Annotated in this window: 22 protein-coding genes; 2 read left to right on the plus strand and 20 right to left on the minus strand. The window is 41.5% G+C overall.

Going from position 1 to position 25779, the window contains the following annotated elements; genetic code table 11:
* Nucleotides 1-283: 283 nt before the first annotated feature.
* Nucleotides 284-1459, plus strand: a complete 1176-nt coding sequence (locus T515_RS09480) for an IS110 family transposase (RefSeq protein ID WP_036609367.1) — start codon at nucleotides 284-286, stop codon at nucleotides 1457-1459.
* Nucleotides 1460-1571: 112 nt separating this feature from the next.
* Here the strand turns inward: T515_RS09480 and T515_RS09485 are convergent, their stop codons facing one another.
* The 15 genes from T515_RS09485 to T515_RS09550 all read right to left on the minus strand — a co-directional run bounded on the left by T515_RS09485 (nucleotide 1572) and on the right by T515_RS09550 (nucleotide 18876).
* Nucleotides 1572-2378, minus strand: a complete 807-nt coding sequence (locus T515_RS09485) for a hypothetical protein (protein ID WP_051671606.1) — start codon at nucleotides 2376-2378, stop codon at nucleotides 1572-1574.
* A gap of 369 nt (nucleotides 2379-2747) precedes the next feature.
* Nucleotides 2748-4301 (minus strand): YARHG domain-containing protein, encoded by a 1554-nt coding sequence (locus tag T515_RS16635; protein WP_051671607.1) that lies wholly within the window; start codon nucleotides 4299-4301, stop codon nucleotides 2748-2750.
* 53 nt (nucleotides 4302-4354) lie between these two features.
* Nucleotides 4355-4513, minus strand: coding sequence for a hypothetical protein (locus T515_RS17390; RefSeq protein WP_155988345.1), 159 nt, complete (start codon nucleotides 4511-4513; stop codon nucleotides 4355-4357).
* A 17-nt stretch (nucleotides 4514-4530) separates the two neighbouring features.
* Nucleotides 4531-6198 carry a hypothetical protein gene (locus T515_RS09495; protein WP_036610282.1) on the minus strand — a complete coding sequence of 556 codons (1668 nt, stop codon included), beginning with the start codon at nucleotides 6196-6198 and terminating at the stop codon, nucleotides 4531-4533.
* A 19-nt stretch (nucleotides 6199-6217) separates the two neighbouring features.
* Complete coding sequence (locus T515_RS09500) at nucleotides 6218-7024, minus strand: hypothetical protein (protein ID WP_155988346.1); 807 nt, start codon at nucleotides 7022-7024, stop codon at nucleotides 6218-6220.
* Nucleotides 7025-7087: 63 nt separating this feature from the next.
* On the minus strand, nucleotides 7088-7792 hold the full coding sequence (locus T515_RS09505; RefSeq protein WP_036610287.1) for a hypothetical protein: 705 nt from the start codon (nucleotides 7790-7792) through the stop codon (nucleotides 7088-7090).
* Between the two features lie 92 nt (nucleotides 7793-7884).
* Nucleotides 7885-9321 (minus strand): SPFH domain-containing protein, encoded by a 1437-nt coding sequence (locus tag T515_RS09510; protein ID WP_036610289.1) that lies wholly within the window; start codon nucleotides 9319-9321, stop codon nucleotides 7885-7887.
* A gap of 358 nt (nucleotides 9322-9679) precedes the next feature.
* Entirely contained in the window at nucleotides 9680-11545 is a 1866-nt protein-coding gene (locus T515_RS09515) for a clostripain-related cysteine peptidase (protein ID WP_036610291.1), read from the minus strand.
* Nucleotides 11530-12162: a hypothetical protein gene (locus T515_RS09520; protein ID WP_036610293.1), complete on the minus strand. Its 633-nt coding sequence runs from the start codon at nucleotides 12160-12162 to the stop codon at nucleotides 11530-11532. Before T515_RS09520 ends, T515_RS09515 begins: the two co-directional genes overlap by 16 nt.
* A 95-nt stretch (nucleotides 12163-12257) precedes the next feature.
* The gene (locus T515_RS09525; protein ID WP_036610295.1) at nucleotides 12258-12545 is read right to left on the minus strand and encodes a Nif11-like leader peptide family natural product precursor; all 288 of its coding nucleotides are present in this window, start codon (nucleotides 12543-12545) and stop codon (nucleotides 12258-12260) included.
* A gap of 112 nt (nucleotides 12546-12657) precedes the next feature.
* Entirely contained in the window at nucleotides 12658-13506 is an 849-nt protein-coding gene (locus T515_RS09530) for a Type 1 glutamine amidotransferase-like domain-containing protein (protein ID WP_051671608.1), read from the minus strand.
* A gap of 97 nt (nucleotides 13507-13603) precedes the next feature.
* Nucleotides 13604-14278 carry a hypothetical protein gene (locus T515_RS09535; RefSeq protein WP_155988347.1) on the minus strand — a complete coding sequence of 225 codons (675 nt, stop codon included), beginning with the start codon at nucleotides 14276-14278 and terminating at the stop codon, nucleotides 13604-13606.
* 153 nt (nucleotides 14279-14431) lie between these two features.
* Complete coding sequence (locus tag T515_RS09540) at nucleotides 14432-15985, minus strand: AAA family ATPase (protein WP_036610297.1); 1554 nt, start codon at nucleotides 15983-15985, stop codon at nucleotides 14432-14434.
* Nucleotides 15986-16174: 189 nt separating this feature from the next.
* Complete coding sequence (locus tag T515_RS09545; RefSeq protein ID WP_036610300.1) at nucleotides 16175-18025, minus strand: hypothetical protein; 1851 nt, start codon at nucleotides 18023-18025, stop codon at nucleotides 16175-16177.
* Nucleotides 18026-18201: 176 nt separating this feature from the next.
* On the minus strand, nucleotides 18202-18876 hold the full coding sequence (locus tag T515_RS09550; protein WP_036610301.1) for an RraA family protein: 675 nt from the start codon (nucleotides 18874-18876) through the stop codon (nucleotides 18202-18204).
* Between the two features lie 305 nt (nucleotides 18877-19181).
* Here T515_RS09550 and T515_RS09555 point away from each other — a divergent pair, with 305 nt between their 5' ends.
* Complete coding sequence (locus T515_RS09555; protein ID WP_036610304.1) at nucleotides 19182-20075, plus strand: LysR family transcriptional regulator; 894 nt, start codon at nucleotides 19182-19184, stop codon at nucleotides 20073-20075.
* 26 nt (nucleotides 20076-20101) lie between these two features.
* On the opposite strand, the gene T515_RS09560 is transcribed toward T515_RS09555, so the two are convergent.
* From T515_RS09560 to T515_RS09580, 5 genes are all read right to left on the minus strand, one after another.
* The gene (locus T515_RS09560) at nucleotides 20102-21133 is read right to left on the minus strand and encodes an ABC transporter permease (protein ID WP_051671610.1); all 1032 of its coding nucleotides are present in this window, start codon (nucleotides 21131-21133) and stop codon (nucleotides 20102-20104) included.
* A complete protein-coding gene (locus tag T515_RS09565) occupies nucleotides 21120-22637 on the minus strand; it encodes an ABC transporter substrate-binding protein (RefSeq protein WP_036610307.1) in 1518 nt (505 codons plus the stop codon). The genes T515_RS09560 and T515_RS09565 overlap by 14 nt, the downstream gene beginning before the upstream one ends.
* A 52-nt stretch (nucleotides 22638-22689) precedes the next feature.
* A complete protein-coding gene (locus T515_RS09570; protein ID WP_051671611.1) occupies nucleotides 22690-23640 on the minus strand; it encodes a carbohydrate ABC transporter permease in 951 nt (316 codons plus the stop codon).
* An 83-nt stretch (nucleotides 23641-23723) separates the two neighbouring features.
* The gene (locus tag T515_RS09575; protein WP_036610310.1) at nucleotides 23724-25397 is read right to left on the minus strand and encodes a cation:dicarboxylate symporter family transporter; all 1674 of its coding nucleotides are present in this window, start codon (nucleotides 25395-25397) and stop codon (nucleotides 23724-23726) included.
* 139 nt (nucleotides 25398-25536) lie between these two features.
* Nucleotides 25537-25779: a hypothetical protein gene (locus T515_RS09580; RefSeq protein ID WP_036610313.1), complete on the minus strand. Its 243-nt coding sequence runs from the start codon at nucleotides 25777-25779 to the stop codon at nucleotides 25537-25539.

Here is a 25779-nt window from a genome sequence, read left to right on the forward strand (position 1 = left end):
TCACGTATAATCCAATCATATTAGAAAAGTGATTGGATTATTCCTTTCTCCCAGGTTCTCTGGGCTATTTCTAATCCTTTTCTGATATATTTATTTAGGCACTGTGGATCTGTTTCTAAATCAATACAGCTTTGACTGGTGTGAGGTGACTCAGACCACAGCTTTTCGTCTAATACTGGTAATTAGTTTGTTAACGCTTGACGTTTAGATTTACGTGATTACACAGTCGATCTCTCTGTGGTAGACAACAGTGCCAACTATAATAATCAGGAGGTTATATCTAATGTCTATGTATTTTGCTGGAATTGATATTTCCAAGTACAAACATGATTGCTGCATTATAGCTGCAGCCGATCAATCTGTAGTTGCTAAATTCACTTTTAAAAACAATAAAGAAGGATTTGATCAACTATTCACAACTATTAACTCTTTATCCTCTCCCGAGGACATAAGAATAGGGTTTGAATCAACATCTCATTACGCCCTAAATCTTGAGCTTTTCCTTGAAAACGCCTCGCTAACGTTCATGGAAGTAAATCCAGTCTTGATATCGGAATATAAAAAATCAACCACTCTAAGGCGTACAAAAACCGATTCTGTTGACTGTGAATCTATTGCTCGATGGTTAATGACTGTTGAGTACAAACCCCATTCAAAAGGATTTTATCACTCTTATTCTTTAAAGTCATTAACCCGTCTTCGCGATAGGTTAGTCCGTCAAAGATCTTTATATCTTGTTAAACTCACTAATGTTCTTGACCATACATTTCCGGAGTTTAAGCCATTCTTTAATGAACGTTTTTCTAAAACAGCTCTATATCTATTAGAAAACTACGGCTCTGCTGAAAACATGTCTGCCATGAATGAAACTGACTATAATGAAATCCGTCGCATATCCCATGGTAAGTTTTCTCCTCAACAGTTCCTTGAGTTGAAGCGTTTAGCTACTAATACTGTTGGCATCAATAATTCCATATTTGATGTCGAACTTGAAAGTTTACTATCCCTTTTCAAATCCTTAGTCAAAGAAATAAATTCGCTTGAAGGCGAGATTATAAGGCTCATCAACGAAGTTCGTCCTCACTTCATGACCATTCCAGGAATTGGTCCTATTTCTGCGGCAGTAATCTACGCAGAATACGGAGACATTTCCAATTTTTCATCACCAGCACAGATGCTAGCATTTGCTGGCATTGAGCCAAGCGTAAATGATTCAGGTACAGAATCCCATGGTGGAAAGATGGTAAAGCACGGATCATCTCCATTGCGATATGTCTTGCTAAACTGTTGTCTTCCTTTAATTCGCTTCGATATGACTTTTGCAACTTACTATGCCAAGAAGCGTCATGAAGGTAAACCTCATCGGGTAGCTATAACCCATGTTGCAAAGAAACTCATACGAGTAATCTTTGCTTTAGAAAAACAAAACATAGACTTCAATTCTCAGAAATCACGCTAATTTCAAATAATATCTGATCCGTCCACCATCTGAAATACGGTATATTCAGATGGTTTATTAAAGTTACCCTCAAGTCAATTAATCCCAAATTTTCTCTAAAACCTATTGACTACTAATAGTTTGTCACCTCATTTTCAACTTCTCTTGTCATGTTAAGTCCATAATCTGATTTCAGTTTCCTGACCTTATCTGCTCCGTTGATGCATTCATCAAAAAGATCTGTGAGCAAGCATATCATTTCATTCTCGGTATTTGCCGAATCATGCTTTTCACTTATGTAGATGATTGTCGCATTAAGGATATCATATCTCGGATTATCCGTATTATTACCATACAGAAATTTTCTGTCGATATCATAAATCTCAATAGAATTCGCTCTGGTCTGCGCCGCTTCGGTGCAAATCCAAATTGAATAAACCTTCTTGATATTACCATACTTCACGGGATCATCACTATTTGTAGAGAACTCAACTCCCTGCTGTGCCGATATCATCCGGCAACAGTAGAATAATGCTCTAAGCGGTAAATCATACCCTGGTTTATCTTCATTCTGAGCCTCAAGATTTATGATGAGTTTTATAAATTCCGAATCACTTCTGCCCGGCAACCTGAGATACGTACGTATATCATATCTATCTAAACCTTCACCGTTTAAATACGCTTCTGTATTCAGTCCTTCAATCCGTTCACCTGCATTGGTGATTCCACTATCAATATACATCTTACCGACGAGAACATCACCTTCTATACAGGTCTCAATCTCATCATATTTCATATCCCGGCATTCAGAAACAACTTCCTTGAAAATTCTGGCTAGCAAAGGTTTATATGAAAGAATGTTTTTCACAGTCATATCTAGCCGGATCTTGTCTGGGTCTGCAGCCACTATGGCTTTTCCTAATCCTGTTAATAGTTCCATATCTGCTCCTAAAGTACAGCGAGAAAGATATGAATCTCTCGCTTTGATTATATATCAGCTCTTCGCAAAACTAATAATGAAATTTGTATTATCGGGAATGATCATTCTGAAAGAACTTTCAAGATTATAATCGTTGAATGTCTATTAGACTTTAGCATCATATCATAGTCCAACAGATTTTCATATTGTCTAATTTTAGACCATATGGTCTTGGGTAGGGGATGAATTTGCCGGTCCATAGACCAGTATATCCCTTTCCTTGAAGCAAAATGATCCCGCACCGTGAATTTTACCTCGGTGCGGGATTCTTATATCAAACAACTTACATTTATTCTGCTTTTTTACATCATTCTGCTAATACAACGGAAGTCACCAAGATTCCGTATATATACATTGATCAATAAAAATATTATTGCGGTATAAGTTCATCCAATACCCGCTGGCTTGTGTCCCATGGCTATACCACGATCCTATATACATACGAACACTTGGATCATCTTTCAAATAGAATATTTTTGATCCCATATGATTCTGTATATCGTTGCCTTCTCCTAAATATACAATCTCATATGTCCCTGATAACCCTGCAAATGAATTCTCTATGTATAAATATCCATTCTTTATTTGTTTACTTACTACGTTCTGATAAACCCCAACATACACTTCGTTGTTATAGTCATCGTAATAAAATCCTGAAAAATCAGTACGATATCTTACCATATCACTACTTGGATCAACTCGATAGAATGCGCATTCCCATGTATCCGGAAGCTTTTGAAAAACGATTTTATCATCAGCCGGATAATAGTCAATTTCCGCCGGTTGATCTATACTTTCTATTTCCCTGTAATGAAACGATATAGTTGTATCTTTTTCATTAACACGTTCTAGTTTTAAATCACTATCAATAGAAATATCATTTTCATCTTCATCGTATCCGTCAATAATATAATTCAAATAAAGATTATTGTTCTTATAATTAACTACTAAGAACCTCTCTGCACACTCTGTTCCAAATGAGAATACGCTGCCACTCATTTGTTTCAATGGATCAGATAGCTTATTCCTCCTTGCTGCTAATCTGTTTATATTCTCCTTTTCATAAACATTGAACACAGATTCATCAAAGCTCTCTCTATCAAGATATCCGTAGTACCAACTTTTGGATTCAAAATATGAGCTTAACTCCTTCTCTTTGAATTTTCGTCCATGCCGTGCATATATTTCATTAATCGCCAGTCTTAAATCCATCATAGATAATGCATTGATCTCATTATCATTCAGAACTCTCTCATCACTGTCTGGAAATATATATTCATCTATCCTGCCTTTAGATTTAGTTTCTGTCTCTGTCTCATTATTTTCATTGGGCTGAGTTGAATCAATAGACTGCTGCATTTCTATCTTCGTCGTCTCTTGAATTACCGTGGATGAAATATCTTTGGCGTTTTGTTCTGTATTACCAGAAGAGAATGAAGCTCTACACATATTAAAAAATGAGACTGATATATAGATACATGCCAACACTAAAAGCACTTTCTTAATATCCAAATTATATGCCGTAGCTCTTGATGCCCTTCTTTTTCCTATGTCTTCAAATGATCTTTCATAATTTCCAAAATCACTTTTATCAGTAGTATCATCTGAGGCAGATGATTGAGGATTGTTATTGGATGCTGCCTCAAAATCAGATTGTTTCCCTGTGTCCTCAGCAAAAGTATTTTTATTCACTTCACTTGAAGCTCTCATCTTTTCAGACGCAGAGTTACCGCTATGAACTTCTCCACCATTGATTTCTTCTTTTATTTCTTCATAGGACTTATTATTTTCGGCAATACCCTTATAATGCGGATTTTTTGCTTCACAAATTGGGCAATACTGATCATTCTCAGACAATTCAAAACCGCAACGATCGCAATACATTTCTTATCTCACCCCATCCTAAAACCGTCAATTTGACACAGGAATATATTTCATCAATCAACCGGAGGATGTAAATCCCACTCCGGAAAACAATGTGCGAATCCCTCTAAATTCTGTGTCAAAATAACCTTTTCACTTTGTTCAGCTAATGATTCACCGCCAAATAGACTATCCAATTCTTCCAACTCATTCTGATCTTCTGGTCCTAACATACTCTACATCTCCATTTCTATATAACAACCGCCATCTTATCTGAATCACGATACATTTCCACAACTTTATTTGCTGCATTCCATTCCTTAACACAATTATCTATTGTTACAAGGCCTCCTGCTTCAATATCACTGTAAACCTTTCTTATCTTCTCAACATTTTTTACCTTATTTTCCTTGAATTTTTGAACTTGATAGAAGCAATACACAATTACAACTATTGCAATAACAAGCGAAACAAACCCGGAAGCCCCGGCAAATAAGATTCCCATTGCTGCAGCAACCATCATCCACACATAATATTGATTGGGGGTCTTTTGCATTTCCGCATTCACTTCACTTTCACAAACATTAGTTATATAATCATGAAATTGTCTCTTCATTTCTTCTTTATTTGATCCATCCTGAGTCCTTCCCTGCCAGCCTTTTATGTTCATGGATATTGCCTTGGGGAAAGCCTCCTCTTTTTCGTTCATAAATTCTTCATAACCCTTATTGATATACATATGCAAAAATGAAAGGGCAGTTTTCTTTTCCGATGCTGCAGTTCTTCCGCCATTTGTTATAAGTCCGCTCATTCTCTCAACTAAGTTTTTGGTCTCTTCGCGTCTTGCTGTATTCTCTATCTTGATTTTTGCGGCAGCCCTAGCCTCATCTCCATCAAATTGCTTCACAAAAGTAAGATACCGTTCTCTCTGTCTTAGTAACTTTTCATCCGGAGTATCCTGACTTACCAGTTCTATGAGTTTATCATCAATGCTTCTTCTTAACTGATCCATATCGACATAAGCATTTTCTATATCTTTAAAATCTGTTTTAATTCTGTTTCTTGCTCCTATACGTCCGATATATGAATCTATATCTGAAAATTCTGATACATATTCCTTCATATTTGGATAATAATTACCTGTTGAATTACAGTATTTTTTAAAATGATTTTTCCAGGTCTCTATCTGTTCATGTTCGAAACGGGCGTTACTACTTCGAACTTCATTGATCCATTTATTGATATAGTCGTCACACATATGCCACTTATCAGGTCCGAATACACCATTCACATAAGCAGTAACATATACCATGCTTGCCTCAGAAAAATTAGCTGAATTTTGAGTTGAAAAATATATGGATAGCCATTCATAACAGGTTTCAATACGATTATTTCTACGACATATCAGAGCCATTGTAAGTGCAGTCTGCTCCTTGTCTCGTTTTACTGCTTCTCTAATAGCTCGATTTGCTAGATCTCTGTCATTGTTTATCCATGCAGCTATAGCAACCAAGCATGGGGCAAGCCAATATCTCGGTGTTGATAACATTAATTCCTCTGAAATATGAGAAATAGTTGTTTTCCTGACTAATGCAGCATCTGTAGCCTGCAAAACACCCAACATATTGTCACGAACCACCTGGTAGTTACCATACTTATTCTGGATTTCCTGCCGCACTGTCACAAGTTCTGTTAATGCCTTTTGTAATGCAGCTTTCTTCCTCTGCTCATTGATCATCTCATCAAAATCATTTTGTAATTTTCTGAGTTCCTTACTCAATTCCCCAAGGTTTCTGCTAATACCACTGATCTCTTGGCTAAGTCCATTGAGCTGTGTACTTGTACTGTTTGACATTCTCGCTATGTCTGAAGATATTCTGTTTATTTTTTGATCCAGACTATGAAAAACATTATCCATAAAACTATCCCTCCGCTATTTAAAAAGCTGCATCTTTCTCATATTCGACTCTGAATTTATTGTACACAGAAACAAACTTAGCTTTATGATCATTTGGCTTCATGGCCGTAATGATATTACCCACAGGTACTACATATTTATCATAGAAAAGCCGTGTATTTCCTTTCATGTAAAAGCTATTATTCCGATACGGAGAAGAAGGGTTATCTTTAATCCCTTTTATAAGCATTAAACATGTTCCGGGGATATCACAATTCTCAGCAATATCTCTATACAACTCAGCCATATCCGAAGTCAGAAAATCAGCTGAACTTCTTTTAGATATACAAAATTTTGAAATGTCATCTGCGAAGTTTGACAGTTTCTCTCTATCTTCTTTTCCTTGAAGATTCAAAATAGCCATTTTTAACATCTGTTCCTCAAAATCAACCATATTATGGGCGCTGATAACAAAAAGATCCATGAGTTCTGTTACCTCATCATACTCCAAAGCCACATCCATCATTGTGGCAAAAAACCTTTTCATTGATCCTTCTTTCCCATTATAGAATTCATCTTCATACGCCATGATGAACAAAGCGACTGCATTATCCTGCATGATATTTAACACATCCTGTGCATATCGCCGTGCGTTTTCTCTCATGCCTTCTTTAAAAAACTTTATTGCATTATCTCTGGAAAATGCCACCTTACCGTTAGCCCCCAGCGTTGCTCTGGAATAGTATTCTGTTTTCCCACATTGATTACAGCTAATTAATCTTGTCTTGGGATCAAAGGTGACATTCGTACTTCCACAACCATGACACTGTAGTCCCGTATATTCCATATGATCTTGCCTTTCAATTCATATCTGCAATGCAACAACTATTTACCGTCACATGCCAAAATTTCAGTGGCACAGACTTAATCGTTGTTTCCAAATGTTCATAGCGCTTTTGATAATTGCGATAATCTCTTCCTTTTTCCAGTGACCATCCAGCTTTTCGTCAATGCTCAAAAGAAGGTTGTTAAATTCATTCTCAAGATCCTTTGTTTCCGAATCTGAAGTATTACCTCCCATATCTACCATTTGCTTTAGGGACAACAACATTTTATGAATTTCAGGATCATCTGCTTTAACTAAAAGCATCCCTAAAGTATCTGACATTCTGTTTATATCTCTGGTCTTCTCCCCAATCTCTCTTAACTGGATTATCAGCCTCTCCTGATATTGATTGAAATAAATCAGATATACCAGATAAGCCGAAATAGTCACAGCATTGAACAGTATAGGAATTGCTTTTATACCATCATCAGATTCTAATATCGATGACATATATATAAAAACCGAATTTACCAGCAAGGATATACAAACAAAAAACATCGTAATAAAGAACGGAACCATGTTTGCCTCTGTCATCTCCCTTCTGGCAAATTTCTCAAGATGTGTTACTTCCCAGGTAGCAATGACACAAGTTATAATTCCAAATACCAGTCCTGCCTTAAAATAATAATGAGTTCTTGATAAATTCGAACTAACATAAATACATGCACACCACGAAGCGAACAGAAAAGCTGCAATCAAACACAATTTCATATATTTGCTTAATTTCATTTTCACCTCCATGAGTTTCTAAGGCGCAGAGCCCTCACTTGTACTCATCCTTCTCACAAGTTAGACCTGACTGTTCACTTTTAAATTTGCGCCTACCCTATTTTTGTTCCGCAATTTATGCAGAATCTCGCACCCTGTTCTAATTCCTTTCCACAATTAGGACATACACTGGAACCAATTTTTGCTCCACAGCTCATACAGAACTTCGCTCCGGCAGGGAGCAACTCTCCACAACTAGGACAACGTATTTCCTGAAGCAATTTTGATCCGCAGTTAAGGCAAAACTTTGCAATCTTTGGATTCGTATTACCACAGCTTGGACAAACATTTATATCTCCTCCCTGTGAACCATTCTGTTCCTTTGATATCTCCTGATATTTTCCTCCGCTAACTCCTTTTTCAATTGGCTGAGCCTGTACACTCTGTCCCAGAAGGTTCCCCATATCACCAATGGTCCCCTTTGCAAGCGATCCCATTCCTGCGCCTACGGCACCGCCAACTCCTATCCCCATACCGAGCCCCATTCCTGCTCCCATAAAGCCGGATGAAGTACCTTCATTTGATGCTGCAGTCCCCATAACCTCAAATGCCTTTTCCTGCTGGAATGTATAGCCTTCTCTGGCACGTTTTCTTGCCATAGCTTCTGACTCAATATCCATTTTTCCGGCATTACCCTGGGCTTCAATCAAAGTCTGCTTTTTCTTGATTTTTAATTCATTAACAGCAGCAAGATCTTCATCAGGAACATTTATATTCGTTATGGAAAAATTGTCCAGTGTAAGACCAAAACTAAGAAAATGCTCACGTAATTTATTCCTCAAAACATCTGATAGTTCTGATAAATATGAGGTAATCTTCAGTATTCCTATCTTTCTTTCTGTTAATGTCTGTGATACAAGATTTGGTGTATATTCAAGTATCTTTGTTCGCATATACTCTATTAGATTATCTCTTGTAAAATCTGCACGCGTCCCTACAACATGTCTAAGAAACAATCCAGCTCTGGTAGACGCCACAGAAGTATCATCTTTTTCTATGTGGACACCAAAAAGTCCATATGCCCTCACATGGATATTCACCTCTTCTTCCGGATCTTCAACAACAAATGGCTGCTGTGTTCCCCAATTCAAATCATTTAGATATGTTGTATTGATAAAATATACGGTACTGTGAAATGCCGACTCACCTGCGGTCAAAGCATGTTTTATATTTCTAAAAGGTGCAAATCTACTGTCTCCTGTATCCAGCTTTATCTTACAAGGTCCGATAAATACCGAATACTGTGCTATACCGCTTCCATCATTCCCGACTGAACTTCCGGCATTCATATTGTTACAAAAAACAGCAATCTGTGACGGAGCTACAATTAAAAATGAACCATTCGGAAAATCTTCATACTGAAATCTATGCGCAATTATTCCGGCCTCAATATCACTTTCCGGTTCCCATTTAATGAGATCAACTGAAAATGCTCCTAAAATTCCCTTATGATCCTGCTCCTTTGGATTGTCACTGTGAAATAATGACATTTCTTGCTCCTTCCATTTAGTACATCCCATTGTAATTTCCATGTACTTTGATTAATAATCATGTACCAATCTTGCATTGTTCCGAAAACAGTTTATATATATACCTTATCGGCATATTTAACCGGTATCTTAATGATTTTAATTTCTTTTTATTAGTTCTGTGCTCACCTTTAGATTTCTTCACGACCAAGGGAAAATACAAAAATATCGAATAGGTACATATCAAAGGCATCATAATTATCGGATATTTGTTTGTAATTAAAAAAAGTCGAGCTAACCGCCCGACTTTTTTATAATTAACTATCCTTTTATTCAAACATCCTCTTTCTGCCACTTTTTTTCACAAGCATAATCCCCGTCACCCGCAGTATTCCCAGCTGTCTCTGTATTCATCATAACTGTATATGGAATCACTTTCTTCATCGTAGTAGAACATTGTATCTGTTTCGTCATCATAGAGATACAGATATCCGTCATCATAGCAGTACCATATCTCCTCCTCATAGTCGTATATCCAGTCATCATAACAACCATCATTATTGTAACAACTTGAATCATAGTATGAGTTGCTGTCACAATATGATCCGTAATCATAATATGAGTTATAGCCTGAACCTCCACCGTAGCAGGAACTGTAGTCATAACCATACTGACAGGATCCGCCGTTACTGATATTGCAGCCGTACTCGCTCTCGTAGTCTCCCCAGCCGCCCCAGTTGTTCTCAAAGCCGTAATAATCATAGTAGTCATCATAGCCGGAACTCTTTACGAATCCTTTGAGCCAGTCTATATATTCAGCATCCAGCCCGATATCGCTATAGACATCCCTGAGCCTTCTGTAAAACTCATTATCTCCGTAGGGAAGCGATACCGCAAGCCCCGTCAGTTCGTTTTTATCAGATGTATGACCATAGTAAGCCACAGCTGCTTTCAGAGCAGAAATAAGGTTCTTTGCTTCATCACTGTCTTTGTCGATACTCTCCACCAGAGCAAGGATATCGCTGATATAGTAATCCGACAGAGTAACGAAACTGTAATCAAATCCCCAGTTGTCAAAATAACTCCTGCCCTTTGCCCTGTGCATCTTACTGTAATTCTTCTTTAAAAGCGCCGCCTCGTTTTTATATGCAAAGGCCTTCCATGCTTCAAAAAGACTTCCGGAGGTGGAGACATTGAAAAGTCCCATACAGGCAGAACCGCCGCCATAACTGCTCTCATTATCCGCAATAATGGCATCCACTATATATTTTCCGAGAAGAGGGGTTGCCATCCCTGGATTATTCTCAAACTCCTTCATCCATCCGGTGTAGTCCCATCCAAGTCCCGACTCAAAATCCTCGGATAAAAGGGCATACTTGCAGTAAGGGGCCAATGCATAGCAGGTCTCCATGCTGGCCATGATACAGCAGTCCATGCCAATGATATCGAAATGTACATCCTCATTTTCCGAAAAGGCCTCTGCCATCTCCGCTATGGTAAGGCTATCTGTCTCTGACTGCCACTCATCATATCCAAAGCCATAAACAGGACCTCCGCCGTGATCCCAAAACAGGAACATATACCGGTCTGCCGGATATTCGGATTTACAGAAACCTATAAATTCAGACAGGGTTCTTTTATCAGTACAGTCAAGCTGCCCCAGTTTGTCTCTTATAAGTCTGAGACCTCCATTTTCTATCTTATACGTCTGGGCGCTTTTCGAGGAGATACCATAGTTCTGCCAGCGCCTGGTTCCCATAGTCTGTATGATGACGTTGACATTATCACCTATTCCGGAGGCTATCATCTCGGAAATATCTCCTGTTGCCTCTCCTGCCTCCGACTCAAGATCCGAGCCGTTTATATAAACCATTATGGTAGCGGACCTGGCATCTGTTCCCACAGAAACAGTATCCACATTAATCTCCTGGGCTGCGGAATTACCGTTCTGATCATTTATATTTCCGGAACTGATATGAGACTGCATCTGTTCCAGCAAAGTCTTTTTCTCAGCTGTCTTCTCCCCGGCCGTCTGCTCTGCCGCTGTTCGTTCTGCTGCTGTATTTTCTGAAATTGCCTTTTCTGCAACTGTCTGCTCTCTTAGGTTCCCGTCTGCTGCTGTCTGTTCAACCACAGTCGTTTCGGTGCTTTTTTCTTCGTCATCAGGCCAAAGCATCAAAATGATGAACATAAGGCCTAAAGCCGCCAGTATAAAGATTACTACTTTCTTTATTTCTTTCCACATAGCTCTTCATCCGAAAAACCATCGTCATCAAAATCTTCGCCGTCAAACTCCTCATCAAACTCTTCATCATCGAAGAATTCTTCGTCATCAGGCTCATCAAAGATAGTCTCATAGTATCCCGCTGTCTCGAAACCGTCATCCTCATGATCAGACATCATCCATTCCATCACTTCTACTATTTTGTCATGGCTTCCGTCAAAACGGTCATGCACATAGAACAGTGACAGAATATCCTGACTCAGCTCCATTCCCGGAATTTTATTATGGAAGGTCTCTATCAGGTTCCATAAAGTCACGGAATCATCATACTCAATATCCATGAGAAGTACATTTAATCTGTCCGGATTATAATAGCAGTGTATCATACCACCCACTGTATCCTCTCCAAAAAGATCCATATATATCTGTCTCAATGCCTTGGCATTGAGCTCATCAGGATCATTTAAGTAATTCTCAGGATTTTCTATAGCCACACGATAGTGGCTGAAAGCCTCATTCTTCAGTTCCAAAAACTCAAGGGTATCTGCTATTGCAGTCTCTATAGTCACATCATTCTGCTCTGTATATGATTTAAGGATCTGCATATACTCATCAGGGAATTCCATCTTAATGCCCATAATCAACCTCCGGTTTACTATACTTCACTCATCTTTGTCCGACAAACGTATTTTACACGCCTTCATCATTTTGTGCGTATATTCTATATCTATAATCACATACCTGCAAGCTCTGCCATGAACATATCATAGTAGTCATCCTGTCCCTCAAGCTTAGGGGAATTCTCGCCTCCGCCGTTTGTGGATCTCTTGATGGCTGCATAAAACTCCTCCCCGTATGTAAGGATATCCATCTCATACAGCTCATAACCCTCCTCACGGGCGATATTGCAAAAAGCTGCCAAAGGATTTTTTTCCTTTTGTGTATCTAAAAGTTTCTGTCTGAATTCTGCATCCTCCAGAGCTTTCTTACGAAGCGCCGCCATTACTGTCTCAACATCCATAGTAACCTCCCACTTTCAAAACATCTCCCAAATATATGCTGATACTCCCTTAACAATTCAATATCGGACCGCCTTGTGCCATACGCTGCCGGGAAAGTCAGATAATTCGAATTCATTTATCATCCAGCTTCTTCAAAACGAATCTGGTTACAGCCGCACCGATAAGACTGCCGACTGTAAGTGCAACCGCCATAAAAAATGCCGGCTTTCTCACATCTGCTCTTACCGGTATTTCAAACTCTCCGCCGTTCTTGCAGATAAGCCCTATCTCTCCATCTGCAATGAGATATGACTCTCCGTACAGCATCTCCTTATTGCTGCCTGTATCTTTACGTATGTACGCACCGTCAGTAAGACAGTAAAATGCTCTGTTCATGCTGTCCGGATAAGTGATCTCCTCAAACAGCTTTTTGCCGTCAAGAACCGAATCTATGGTCTGATTGTAGTGGGGAATGACATTGGTCTCAGTGAGCCCCAGCCCCTCTATAAACCTTTGGTAATTTGCATCCTTGGCTTCCCCCGCAAGTTCCGGCTGGGCATACACTTCATCGGCACAATTCATGGTACCCGCGCTTATGCCAATGACTATGCCCCTGAAACTTTTGATCCTCTCTCTCAGATTAATCTTACGGAACCATTCATTTTCCGTAGGTACATGGCCCCCCGCAAGGATCACCACATCATAGCAGCCTATGATCTCAACTGTTTTCTCATCCCTGGCATCCAGAACATCTATCATGTCCATGCTGAGTCCTGATTTATTGAAGGCATCAAGATAGGTCTGTGCTATGGCACTGTTCATCTCTGCGGCTTTGGGATCTGATGAAACCAGGAGACATTTGCTGTGCTCCTTCCAGTCCTTTTTTAATCTGTCCACAAAATTATTGCTGTTATCCAGTTTTTCGGGCAGCCCTGTTTTTCGATCAAACCCTCCCGGGGTAGATGTCATATATATGATCATTAAAAAACTTCCTCCTATGAAAAAGATCCTGATTTCATATCACACTCTGATATCCTTCAAATTCAAACGAATGTGCCGGATACTATATGAAGCAGTTTCATCTCTTTCGATTCCCGCCCGGGATCATACTGTTATATCCCTTCATCACGAGCCATGAAATAAGATAATTTCCTCCCAGAATTGCTACGGTCCAGAACACAGCCATAATGAGGGACTGCTCATGCACACGCAGGAAGAAGTATGGTCCATCCGCAAGTCCGGCCACATTCATGCCTATCAGAATCACAGCATAGATCACCGTCGGTATGATGGCATAAAATGGCGCCTTTTTCGGAAGCGGTTCTGCAGTCTCCAGAAAAAGAAAACTCATCAAAGACAGTACCGGTGCAATCACATGATCAATGGGATGCACTCCCTTCAGCAGCTGATCCGCAAAACCTTTCTTTGGTCCGAGAACAAAAAGCACCACAAGAAAGGTAAGCATCAGACAACAGGTGCAGATGTATCTAAGCAGTGTGATCCATCCCGGCATTCTTCTGGAACCTTTATAATGCTGCATCATATAAGTGGAAACGAAACCGCTGGTCCTTCCCTTGGACAGAGCCGGAAGCATGAACATAACAAAAAGTGCACTCACCAAAAGGCAGAGAACATTTGAGTTATCGGTATAATATATAAACATTTTAAATCCGTCATGAACCGAGAAAGTATAATTCAGTCCGATGAGTTCCATGACCACCAGCATGATGTGAATAAACAGCGCTGTTCTCATTCTTTTATCATTCATTTCAAATGATCAAGGCCCGGCGGATCTCCCGTCAGGCCTCTCCTCCTTTTACAAATCTTTCAAGTCACCGGCTATCAGTTTCATTATACAAACAGCCGTATCTTCCCATCAAGGACTTTAACACGGACTTCTCCTGTGTTAAAAAATCAGCCTTCTTACAGTATGGGCGTCAAATGTCACGTCCTTCACTCCTGCGGTCTCTATCTGATAGAGAGCATTGGCCGCAAGATGCTCCGCCGCCTGCTCCAGATCTCTGCAGCCCGTCTGATCGCGATACTTTTCAAGAATCACATCAATGGCCCTGTCCTCCACCACACACTCCGAAGCTTCCATTCCCATACGCTTTAAAACCCTGGGAAGTGAGAACTTCTTAAAGATGATCTTTTTCTCATCAGGTGTGTAATCCGGAATGTCGATCACCGCAAATCTGCTCATAAGGGGATCTGATATTCTGGACTTGTCATTGGCAGTGGCCACAGGATAGACCCCGTTGGTGGGGATGCGGCACTCGATATAATTGTCCGTATATCCTATGTTATCAAGCAGTGTCAGAAGAGCATCCGCCGGATTTCCGTTTATACTGTTCTTATCGGCTTTATCCAGCTCATTTATTATGAAAACAATGTTACTGGAGCCACTTTGTGTAAATGCCTCCATTATACGCCCGGCCTTGGCATTGGCATAAACACGGGGACTGCCGGTGAGAGCCTCGGAATCATGGATGGCACTCATATCGAGGCTGGTCCAGGGGAGCCTCAGGATCCTTGCTACTGCATAGGCAAGCTGCGACTTTCCGATTCCTGCCGGACCCGCAAGAAGAAGCCCGTAGGCAGGAAGGGTGTGGGTTCTGTTTATCTGAATGATAGTCTCCATGATGCGCTGCTTTACCCTCTCAAGGCCATAAAGCTCTTCATCCAGAATCTGCCTTGCCCTTACAGGGTCGATAGAAGCGAAATACTCACCTTTCCAGTGAATATTCAGCACCATCTGAAGAGCTCTTTCCGCGTGGCGCCTCTCCTCCGGGGTGATGGTTGAGGACTTTATGAGGTTGACGCTTCTGTCCGCCCAGACCTGCATGTTCTTTGGAAGTGTATGTCTCGCGCAGGCAAGGTAATTAAGCATTGAGTTCAGATCTCTCAGATCCTGCTGTCCGGACTCTGCCGGCTCTTCATCCATATCCCCATCCTCCGGGGCATCACTCTCTGAAAGCCTCTCTATCACCATCTGGAGAAATCTGTCACGCTCAGACTGAATACCGGATCCGCTTGGATTCACTGCACGTATCTTATAGACACAGTATCCTTCCTCCCGGCTCTCTCCGGTCAGTCTCACGGATACATGGTTCTCTCCGAGCCACTTTTCAAGCTCCACAAATCGCTTGTCTATAGTGAGGACAGGATGGTTCAGGTCTCTGCCGTCCTTGTCCAGGCCGCTGACATTGGCCTCCACCGTGCCTCCCGTATAAGCGAAGGAATTCCCTCTCAAGGGGTTTATAAAAACTCCGACAGCGTGCCGGGGAAGCTTTTCTTCCCCCTCCGTAAGGATCATGATGGGAGTCTCAGGAGAAAGCTCCTTGCTGTCACTTATCACCACCTTGAATGCATGAGACGCCGCAGTTCCGGCCTCATTACCCCCCTCTGCTTCCGGATTCACTATCGTACTACTGTTAAAGTCAAAAATCCTGTCCCCCATATATGCGCCCGTCTATAAATCGATGAAAATCGATTTCCCCTTTCTTACTAACATCAGTGCCTGACAATTGAGCTAAAAGTACCGGATCAGGCCATCATCTATCTGCCTATACTAACATACTTTCGCTTTCCAGTCACATAACTTGATATAAGTGTGAATAGAGATATGCTGTTTTTTATTTGATAACCATCAGCCGACCGGCGGAGACAGCTCCTGTCCATAAATGATATAGGTAAGTCCGTCAGCATTTTTTATAAAAGGAATGTTCAGGATACCTTCCGTATGACATAGAACAAGTACACTTGTACCATCACTGAACAGTACCTTGTATGTCTCCCCGGCGGTCACTCCTGCACTTACAAGAACATCCACTGTTTCTGAGACTGAGTCTGCAAACATCCCGTTGAAGCTTACAACACCTGCTCCCTTAATGTTTTCTGTCCTCATGGTGACTGCATCCGATAAAAAACTGTTTATGGCAGTTAAGGTGTCTAAAGGTCTCAATACATCAGAAACTCTCTGTACCCGGTATTCCCCTTTGTTATTTACCGAAATGATATGTAATCCCATGACCTCTTCAGAAAAAGCTGAACCATAATCCGTGGAGGTTGAAGTTTTTTTATTATCACTTGTGTCGGACCCGTCATCGGAACTTATGTCATTTGCAGACTTTGTCAATCTGACACCGACTTCAACTCCGCCGCCTCTTGGAACGACCAGATAAGCATTTCCTTTACCATCTGACACGATCCTGTAATTGCTGTTTCCATTGACATCATAGAATTCCGCCCTGTGGCCTGAGGGGATATCCACCTTGAGATAAACTGTTTTATCCTGATTATCTGTATACATACCGCTTATATATTTGCCGTTTCCACTGAGAGAGATGCTCGGAGAAGCCTTTATGATATAGTTTATCTCTTTCTCAGCCACTTCTGCACAGCTGTATTCAAGCTCTCCTGTTTCTGAATTTGTCTTCATGCTTTCCGCAACCGCTTTGCCACCGGATGTATCAACCTTCCATACCGATATGTCAATATTCTCTGCCGAGTCTCCATACTGAAATACCAGATTATGATCACGCCCTGAAACCGTACCATTAACTATAAGATCGATATGGGTGTCATCTGCTTTCTTGTTTATCAGGACAGCCTGTCCCTCCTGTCCGTTCTGTACGACATTACCGTCAATATATGCTTTTATATCTCCATTTACAGACCACAGATCTACTCCATCTGAATCCGGACCTGAAGAAACCACATCTCCCATGACAGTTGCAGAGGCATCACCATCCTCTGTATAAAGAAAGACGCCTATTGCCAGATCCTTTTCTGACTCGGCACTCACGCTCCCGGATACTTCAACATTTATTGTTCCGCTTTTGGCCTCCGCAAAGACCCCCTCAGCAGTCTTACGAGCTTTAACTTCAACATCATTTCCAACGGTCACGGCCGTCACTCCGCCACTATCACTTGACGGAACTATACCGAAGGCTGAATCTGAATAAGATGTGGTCTTTATATCCTCTTCTATTTCTACCACCGTGCTGCCATTGCCGGAGCTGCCTGCTTTAACACCGATATCCTTTCCTTCAGATGTTACATTTATATTTTTCGCACTGACTTCAGTAACTGCTTCATTTTCAGCCGATGCGTCAATGCCGTAGGCCAGGTCCTCCGATATCACCGTTACATCCCCGCCTATGTTGACATCGGCATTTGAAACATTATCATCATCCTTTTTACCGGATGATGAGGTTGCTACACCTATTGAAGAATTCCACGAATCACTGTCTTTACTGGTTTCAACATCACCTTTAATATCTACCGTGACCTTATCACCGTCCCTCATGGATACTATCACCGCCGGCGAACCATCATCGGAGCTTGCAGATTCTTTTTCTATAGATTCTTCATGCTGAGTTCCTGTCACCGCTATAACATTAGTCGCCAATGCCGGAACAGAAATACAGTTACTTAACAAAACTGTAACTAAAATCGCCGTAAACTTTTTTGTTTTACATAAGTTCCTTCTTATCATTATGAGTCCTCCATTTCTGCCTCTTAGGACAGATTCTCACTAAAATCTCATATGATTTTTCGCATACTTATTTATAAATTCGGCATTTTTTGAGAAAAAATTAAACGTGAGTATACGGAACACAATAAGATACTTTAGTGCTCTTTATACTCACGTTTTAATCTATGCGGCAGATATCAGACTATGGTGCAGCCTATCTGCTCAAGCCTCTCCCAGACAAAGTTCTGGGTCATGGATCCGGTCTCTTCAAGCTCCTTGAGAAGGAGCTCTTCCTTCTGCTTTGTCTTGATGGTATTTTCGTAAACTTCCTTTGCGTACTCAGGCTTGATAAAGACGATTCCGTCCTGGTCACCTACTACGATATCTCCCGGATTAACCAGCTGTCCTCCGCAGACGATGGGAACATTGACCTCGCCAGGACCGTTGAAGAAAGGACCGTTAGGGCTCACTCCCTTTGCGAAAACAGGGAAATCCAGCTCTGAAAGCACCATACTGTCACGAAGGGCACCGTCACAGATGATTCCGGCAGCGCCTGCCTTCATGGCATACTTTGTTGTGACTTCACCGATAACAGCTCTGTCTTCAAATCCACCCGCATCAATTACTATTACATCTCCGGGCTTAACATACTTAAGTGCAGCTCTGAACATAAGGTTATCTCCGTGAGGAAGCTTTATGGTAAAAGCCGTACCTACAACAGTCTTTCCTGTGAAGGATGAAATCTTATGGAAAACCGCCTGGGTTCTGGACATGTTATCATCAAGATCAGCAACCTGAAGTCCCTCAAAAAGCGAAACCAGTGACCTGTCCGGTCTCTTGAAATCTGTTATTATCTGACATCCTATAGACATATATTTTCTCCTTATTACTATGATGCAAGTGTAAAAAAAAATCTGCCACTCACTTATGACGCCACCGCACACATTCGTGTGCAAGGTGTTACTGATAAAAACTCAATCATATATTCGGTGTCATACTATAGTTCTTTAGATTTCATTTGAAAAATACAGGTTTTTTATATACTATTAGTTTTATTAATAATATTGAGCGCAATTCACATTTATTATAGTAACAATCTATATTTTGATAATATCAGCAGCTCCGGAAACCTACCTCCGGAAAATCAATTAAAACAAGTAATATAAGAGGCACGTCCATGATCACCATAAAACAGATGAAGTATTTCCTTTCCGTCTGCAGAACAGAAAATCTCAGTAAATCAGCCAAAGAGCTTTTTGTTTCCCAACCTACCCTTTCCGTTGCCATAAAGGAACTTGAACAGGAAACCTCCACCCACCTTTTCATGAGGAAGGGAACCCATATAACCCTGACAGAAGCCGGAAGGAAGCTCAGGGATGAAATAAAAAAGATCATGGAGCACTACAATAAGATGAACTCCATGATAGAATCGGGAATTTTGAACACCGACTATCTCCGTCTCGGCTACTCCACCATCATCGGCAGCGAATCCCTGCCTCTTATATACAGAAGATTCACGGAAAGCTATCCTTCCATCCATCTGGAGATCTCAGAGGGTGCCGGATGGAACCTTCTCCAGAAGCTGGATGAGGACGAGCTTGACGCAGTTCTGACTGTAGAGAATTACTCTCAGGAAAGTCTCTGGAAGAAAAGATTTGAAACAAAAAAGATAAAAGCCTCAATCCTTGAGTATTGTGTAAGTGAAAAAAGTCCCCTTGCAGGCAAGGAGACTATCACTCTTGAAGAAATTTCAAAGGAACCGCTTATTCTGTTTGATCAGGCCTTTCCTCTTTCCGGAACCATCGAAAATATCTTCAGTGACAGAGGCTATGATCTCAAAGTGGTTCTCAGAAGCTCCCAGATTTTCATGGTGTCCCGTTTCATCGAAGAAGGTCTGGGAGGCGGCTTCCTCCCTGCATCGGCATGCAGAGAGAACTTAAAGCTTGTTCCCTTGGACTGCCCTGAGCTCACCCACTCTTCCGGTATGGAAGCAAGGGTTTACTGGAAAAAGCATTCTGCCCCGGACCGGCCCCTGGCACTGTTTCTTAATCTTCTGGATTCCATAATGTGATATGCTTTGTCAAAACCAACAAACCTTTAGAACAGGCTGCTTTCACTGTCTATAGCCTTTATGATACGGTTCGTCACCATTAAAAGTACAAAACCCACTATGCTCTGCAGGAAGGACGTGGCAGCGGAAAAACTGAAATTGGCCTGCTGCATCAGCGCCTTATAGACATAAACATCCAGGGTCTGGGTCACACTCTGCAAAGATCCCGAATCCAGCGGTACCTGGTAGAACAGACCGAAATCCGAATTCAATATGGTGCCGATACGGAGAATAAATACTGTACAAATGGTGGGGCGAAGATGCGGCAGTGTAATGTAACGTACCCTCTGTAAAAATGTTGCCCCATCCAACACTGCCCCTTCATATAAGGAACGGTCAATGGCCGTCACCGCACATAGATATATGATCATTGCGTATCCGGTGGATTTCCATAACTCGGTGATGATAAGTATCACTCTCCAGTATCCGGGAGACTGGTACCACTGTATACCCTCCATCACGAAGATCCTCATAAGGTGGTTCACCTGTCCTTCATTGGTTGCCAGAAATGCATATACCAGATATCCCACTATAACCCATGAAAGAAAATACGGAAGAACCATAACCATCTGAATGAAGCCTTTAAACTTCACACTGTGTATCTCCGTGAGAAAAATCGCAATAAATACAGGTATGGCTATTCCCAAAATGATGAAGAAAAAGTTATAGAAAAGCGTGTTCCATATGATTCCGGACATATCCGATGAACGGAGCAGAAAGCTGAAATTATCAAGTCCTGCCCAGGGACTGTTTATGAAGAGATTTTTAAGAAGAAACTCCCCCGGCTTCGGTGTAAAATGCTTAAAGGCAAAGAGAATCCCGAACATAGGCAGATAGCAGAAACAAAGATACCATACGATGGCCGGAAGAGACATTAACATAAAAATCCTGTTTCTCTTTCCGGTATATCCTGATGGTCTGTTAAGAGACCCCGGCTCAGTCTGTTCTCCTCCGGCTTTGATATCTTCCGCTGCAGCATTACTTCCTCTTTCATCCCTCATTTTCTCAGTTTCCGTCATTACTTATTCCCTTCTCTCCGGTTTCCTTACTTCTGTTCCACTCCGAAAGCTGCGATCTTATATCCTGAAGAAGCTCATCCATCCCGGCAGCCTCCATTCTCCTCTTTATCTCAGGCAGCACCACATCCGGATCACTGGTGCCGGTCCTGAGTTCTGCCCCGTAATCGCTGTAAATCGCCTGAAGGGCTGCGATGATATCCTCTTTTCCTGTCTGATCATAGGAAAAACCGTTTAAGGCACTGTGGATACCCTCTGTCTCGTACTCTTCAAACACTCCCTTCCACTGATCCGGATCCGCAAGAAAAGATCTGCTGACAGATTCAACAGATGCTGCTGCAGACGGACCGGTCTGATAAAGCATCAGATAGTATCTGTCTCTCCCGGCAGGAGTCCTCAGGACAGTACCGTTTTCCAGATACTCAAAGTGCTTACCCTCTATACCGTAGGCAAGAATATCCCGGAATTTCTTATCCGTACTGAGAAGTTCCATATACTTAAGGCAGGCTTCCGCATGCTTTTCGTCACAGGCAGCCGAGACACCGAACATGGCCCCCTGTCCACTGGATCGTGACAGGAAGGGTCCCTCAAAGGTGGAGATCTTGACATTGAACCCCCACTCCTCCGGATTCGAGTATCCCTGATAGCCTTTCCAGGCAACACCGAACCTTACCGGGATAGACTTGTCAGAGGCCGTTGACTCAATTGTGGCAGCATCCGGGTGTATGTATCCCGCCTTGTACCATTTATGAAAAAGCCTGAATTTTTCCACCAGCTCTTCGCACTCATAAAAAGGCACAACCTCTTCCGCTTCCTGCCCATCTCCGAAGGGCACCACTACAATGGGATTCACTATACGCTCAAGAAAATTGAGATATCCCCCGGGACCTGATTTAGTCATTTCCAGCGGGAACTTATCCGGAAAATCCTTTTTATAGACCTCCAGAAAGGGTTCAATGTCTCTGATGGTCATTCTCTCAGGAATCACCATCCCCTTCTCCCCCTCAAAATAATCGGCATTAAGACGGAACATCTCCTCCGCCCCCATGTCTTTAAGAAGCGGCACTCCGTATATCCTGCCATTCACAGCTGCACAGTCCCAGTACGGATCCACATACTCATATAATTCCGGTGTCTTCTCCTTAACCAGGTCTGTTATATCGTAGTAAAGTCCTGCCGACGCATTTTTATCATAGTTATTGATCCAGGAGGAAGTATAGACCATATCATAGTACTCTCCCGATGCCATCATGAGATTTATCTTATCTCCCGGCTGGAACTCAAGGTCCACAGTCACGCCGATCTTTTCCTGGGATATGGCATTGGCCTTCTCCATGACCTCTTTTATATCGAGAGGGACATCTACTGCCTGATATGTAACAAACCTCAGATTGATCACACCATCCGCCTCTTCCTTTTTTCCGCATCCTGTAAACAGCACCGAAAACACAGGAATCAAGGCCATAAGAAACCTCATACCGGTCTTTTTAAATAATCTTTCACTCATACATAAATGTCCTCTGACTCTCAAAAACATCTTCATCTGTCAAAGATGTGTTTTATCCCTTGATGGCGCCTATAGTCATTCCGTTCTTCAGGAACCTGTGGAAAAACGGAAGCAGTATCATGATGGGAAGGATAACTATCACAACCATGACCATACGCACAGTCACAGCCGGAGGTACGTATGTAATGGCTCCTGACATATACTGGGCATCTCTGGACAGCCTTTCTATACTCATATCCATATTCACAAGTACATACTGCAGGGGATAAAGCTCCGTGTGATTGCTGTCCAGATAAAGGAGGGCCGGATACCATGAACTCCAGTAAGAAAAGCTCTGAAAAACCGATACCGTCATTATTACAGGCTTTGAAATAGGCAAGACCACCAGTCTGAAGGTCTGGAAGGGATCACAGCCGTCAAGCTCTGCAGCTTCGATAAGAGAATCCGGTATGGATATATGGAAATAGTTTCTCAGTATCATGATATACCAGGTGGAACAAAGCCCCGGCAGTATCAGTGCTAAATAAGTGTTTTTCAGATGAAATATCTGGGTGTTTACCATATAGGATGAAACCAGTCCTCCGGAAAACATCATAGGTATCATGAGAAAAAGAAGCATCGGTCTCCTGAAGCTAAACTCCTTCCTGGATACCGCATACGCAATCGGACACATGACGAGAAGTCCTGTCAGAGTACCTGACAGGGTGATAAAAACAGAATTTAAAAAAGCTCTGAACAAATATTCTCCGGAGTTAAAGAGATACCGGTAAGCATCCAGAGAGAAGCTCTTGGGAAAAAAGCTGTATCCAAGTTCCGTTACACTCTCTTCGGAAGAAAAAGAAATAATGATAACCAGCAGTATGGGAAGAAATATCAAAAGAGCGATAAGTAAAAAAAACATACTCATCAATAAATTCACCGTTCCTGAATAGGCACTTTTCTGAGGTATGATATACTCTTCAGCTTTTGTCTTACCCGGATTATTTGGATTCATTTCTTTCATTCCATTTCCGCCTTTTTTTAATGTATAAGTCCTGTGTCAAAGTGACTGATCATTCTGTGAGCAAGCTGCCCTGATACTGCAGATTATGCCATATTCGCATTATTATATATCTCCATATCCAGTTCTCCCTCACTTTTAGCTACGATTGTGGATACCGCCACATCTCCGAGACAGTTACTCATGGTTCTGAACATTCCGCAAAGGGAATCTATACCCATAACAAGACCTATAGCTTCAACAGGAACACCAATCTGCGTCAAAAGGACAGAAAGACATATAAGTCCTGATCCCGGGATGCCCGGAGCTCCCATTGAAAGAACCACTATGGATATGAGCATGGAAAGCATGGCCCCTTCAGTAATATGAACGCCATAGGTTTTTGCAAGTGCCAGCGCAAATACTCCGAGATATACACATGTTCCATCCATATTGAGAGTTGCGCCAAGAGGAAGGGCTAATGAAAAAATCCTCTTGCTGATACCTATTTTTTTCTCACACGCTTCCATGTTTATAGGGATAGAGGCATTGGAGGAAGCCATGGAGAACACCTGCAGCATGTACGGCGCATATTTCCTTACGAAGGGGACAGGATTAATCCTTCCCATCACCACGATAAGGATGCAGTAAAAAGCCATCATCATAAAAAGTCCCAGTATAAATGTTCCCACCATTTCAAGCGCCAATACTATGGTTTCAATACCCGGAGTCATAATCATAGACATTATGGAACAAAATATAGCTATGGGCATAACCTTGATGATCATGGTTGTAACCTTCAGGAACAGGTCATTGCAGGCACTGAAAAGGTCCGTCAGCATATCCGAATACTTCCCGAGAAGACCCGTGGCGACACCACAGATCACTGCCATGAAGATAAGCTGAAGCATATTTGCTTTCAGGAAGGGATTAATGATATCGGAAGGTACGATTCCCACTATTGTATCCTTTAAGGAAACCTCCATGGTTTTTGATGTAATTGCCGAAGCGTCTTGAACCAGAGATTCCGCAAGGGCCGCGTCACCGGGCTTTAACAGATAAAAAGCACCGACACCCATCGCTACCGCGATAAATGTTGTAAAAAGATACATTCCTATGATCTTTCCACCTATTCTTCCCAGGGCAGAAAGATCTGAAAACTGTACGATACATGAAATGATGGAAAAGAAAACCACCGGCGCAACTATCATCTTCAGTGCATTCATGTACATGGTCTTGATAGGAATAAGAAGCATGTTATTAAGGTTTTCGTTGATCTCTGCCGGAACAAAAGCCGTAAACAATATACCGCATACTATGGCAAGGACCATGGCTCCAAGAGTCCTGTAAAGGAATGTCCTCGGGGACCGTATAACAGTCATCCTTATATAGTTGACACCATTTTTATGTGTGTACCTTATATCCGCCGTCAGAGATTTCAAAATGATATTTCTAAGAGATTCCTGGATATCATCTCCATTATTTTCATCATTCAGAAGAGACGTGGATGCCATGTTATCCGCAAGAGAATACTCTTTTCCATCGGCTTTCAGTTCTATGGAGACATTACCGAATTCCGCCTTGAATACAACCGTTATCTTTCCCGCACCGTCACTGTTATCTCCGTGACTTATGAGACTGCCTGCCGCCTCTTCCACAGCAAGAACAGCCTTGACTCTGTTCCTTCTCTCTGTTTTACACTCATCAAGCTTTCCGCCCACAAACCGGGTAATCTCATCAAGACTTTGAATATCCGCACTAAATTGTCTTTTTTCTCTCATGATTCCCCATTTTAATTTAAATAGTATTTTTATTTCGGGCAAATATATACCCAATAATTATTTATATCGACATATTTTTTCAATTATTAATTTTTTGTAAAAAAATTGGGGGGATCGTTATTGTGAATTTCCTGTCCTTTTAACTCTCCTCATTTTCCCCATCCGTATTTTCCGTTAAGAAAGCCATTATCTCATCAAAACTTTTATTACTCTTGGTTATAGCACTGAGTAGTTTCTTGTTCCGGATCTCCTCCTGCTTTTTCATCAAATCATCAAGGATCGCTATGTCCTTATCCATCTTTTCTTTGTCTTTAAGCACGATAAGTTTCTGTTTCTCAACCCGTTCGTCTATTGATGATGCAGGTTTTCTTCCACGTTTCAT

The sequence above is a fragment of the Oribacterium sp. P6A1 genome (assembly GCF_000702885.1).
Classification (GTDB): Bacteria; Bacillota; Clostridia; order Lachnospirales; family Lachnospiraceae; genus Oribacterium.

What these genes read in the sequence shown, in the direction of transcription:
- T515_RS09480 (WP_036609367.1), top strand. Translation starts at nt 284, where the DNA reads ATGTCTATGTATTTTGCTGGAATTGATATTTCCAAGTACAAACATGAT.
- T515_RS09485 (WP_051671606.1), bottom strand. Translation starts at nt 2,378, where the DNA reads ATGGAACTATTAACAGGATTAGGAAAAGCCATAGTGGCTGCAGACCCA.
- T515_RS16635 (WP_051671607.1), bottom strand. Translation starts at nt 4,301, where the DNA reads ATGTATTGCGATCGTTGCGGTTTTGAATTGTCTGAGAATGATCAGTAT.
- T515_RS17390 (WP_155988345.1), bottom strand. Translation starts at nt 4,513, where the DNA reads ATGTTAGGACCAGAAGATCAGAATGAGTTGGAAGAATTGGATAGTCTA.
- T515_RS09495 (WP_036610282.1), bottom strand. Translation starts at nt 6,198, where the DNA reads ATGGATAATGTTTTTCATAGTCTGGATCAAAAAATAAACAGAATATCT.
- T515_RS09500 (WP_155988346.1), bottom strand. Translation starts at nt 7,024, where the DNA reads ATGGAATATACGGGACTACAGTGTCATGGTTGTGGAAGTACGAATGTC.
- T515_RS09505 (WP_036610287.1), bottom strand. Translation starts at nt 7,792, where the DNA reads ATGAAATTAAGCAAATATATGAAATTGTGTTTGATTGCAGCTTTTCTG.
- T515_RS09510 (WP_036610289.1), bottom strand. Translation starts at nt 9,321, where the DNA reads ATGTCATTATTTCACAGTGACAATCCAAAGGAGCAGGATCATAAGGGA.
- T515_RS09515 (WP_036610291.1), bottom strand. Translation starts at nt 11,545, where the DNA reads ATGTGGAAAGAAATAAAGAAAGTAGTAATCTTTATACTGGCGGCTTTA.
- T515_RS09520 (WP_036610293.1), bottom strand. Translation starts at nt 12,162, where the DNA reads ATGGGCATTAAGATGGAATTCCCTGATGAGTATATGCAGATCCTTAAA.
- T515_RS09525 (WP_036610295.1), bottom strand. Translation starts at nt 12,545, where the DNA reads ATGGATGTTGAGACAGTAATGGCGGCGCTTCGTAAGAAAGCTCTGGAG.
- T515_RS09530 (WP_051671608.1), bottom strand. Translation starts at nt 13,506, where the DNA reads ATGATCATATATATGACATCTACCCCGGGAGGGTTTGATCGAAAAACA.
- T515_RS09535 (WP_155988347.1), bottom strand. Translation starts at nt 14,278, where the DNA reads ATGAGAACAGCGCTGTTTATTCACATCATGCTGGTGGTCATGGAACTC.
- T515_RS09540 (WP_036610297.1), bottom strand. Translation starts at nt 15,985, where the DNA reads ATGGGGGACAGGATTTTTGACTTTAACAGTAGTACGATAGTGAATCCG.
- T515_RS09545 (WP_036610300.1), bottom strand. Translation starts at nt 18,025, where the DNA reads ATGATAAGAAGGAACTTATGTAAAACAAAAAAGTTTACGGCGATTTTA.
- T515_RS09550 (WP_036610301.1), bottom strand. Translation starts at nt 18,876, where the DNA reads ATGTCTATAGGATGTCAGATAATAACAGATTTCAAGAGACCGGACAGG.
- T515_RS09555 (WP_036610304.1), top strand. Translation starts at nt 19,182, where the DNA reads ATGATCACCATAAAACAGATGAAGTATTTCCTTTCCGTCTGCAGAACA.
- T515_RS09560 (WP_051671610.1), bottom strand. Translation starts at nt 21,133, where the DNA reads ATGACGGAAACTGAGAAAATGAGGGATGAAAGAGGAAGTAATGCTGCA.
- T515_RS09565 (WP_036610307.1), bottom strand. Translation starts at nt 22,637, where the DNA reads ATGAGTGAAAGATTATTTAAAAAGACCGGTATGAGGTTTCTTATGGCC.
- T515_RS09570 (WP_051671611.1), bottom strand. Translation starts at nt 23,640, where the DNA reads ATGAAAGAAATGAATCCAAATAATCCGGGTAAGACAAAAGCTGAAGAG.
- T515_RS09575 (WP_036610310.1), bottom strand. Translation starts at nt 25,397, where the DNA reads ATGAGAGAAAAAAGACAATTTAGTGCGGATATTCAAAGTCTTGATGAG.
- T515_RS09580 (WP_036610313.1), bottom strand. Translation starts at nt 25,779, where the DNA reads ATGAAACGTGGAAGAAAACCTGCATCATCAATAGACGAACGGGTTGAG.